A 618-nucleotide genomic window follows, 5' to 3' on the forward strand; every position below is an offset into this window, starting at 1 on the left:
AAATACTTCAGGTGGATGTTGTTGCAATAAAGACGGTAAGTCTAAGAAAAAGTGCAATAAATAATTTTATATTTATCTTGTACTTTGTAGGAAGGAAGTTAATAGTATGAAAGAACTTTTTAGCTTTGGACCAATACATATATATTTCTTCGGTTTAATGATAGCAATAGCTGCAATTGCAGGTGGAGCATTTGCAATTAAACAGGGAGAAAAAAGGGGAGTAAACGAGGATATAATGTTTAATTTAATCCTTATAGTAGTTATTTCAGGTGTATTAGGAGCTAGATTATTTTATATTCTCTTTTATAATCCATCATTCTATTTTAGTAATCCAGGAGAAGTATTTAAAATAAATGAAGGTGGATTATCCATACATGGAGGGATTGTTTCAGCTGTGTTTGCAGGATACATATACTCTGTTAAGAGTAAGGTGTCATTTTTAAAACTTGCAGATATTGCTGTTATTGGAATAGCATTAGCCCAAGGTATAGGCAGAGTAGGCTGTGACGTATTTGGTAAGCCAATGACAAATATGATGTTATGGGGAATCAACTATAATGGGCAAATACTTCATCCTGCACAAGTATACGAATTTATTTTAGATTATATATTATTCAT

Annotated in this window: 1 protein-coding gene; it reads left to right on the forward strand. The window is 31.6% G+C overall.

Going from position 1 to position 618, the window contains the following annotated elements; all coding sequences use genetic code 11:
- Positions 1 to 106: 106 nt before the first annotated feature.
- Positions 107 to 618, forward strand: a 512-nt coding sequence (locus COL3_RS26540) for a prolipoprotein diacylglyceryl transferase family protein (RefSeq protein WP_143327582.1), incomplete at its 3' end; no start/stop codon positions are given.

This window comes from Clostridium sp. LS, assembly GCF_002760435.1.
GTDB lineage: Bacteria > Bacillota > Clostridia > Clostridiales > Clostridiaceae > Clostridium.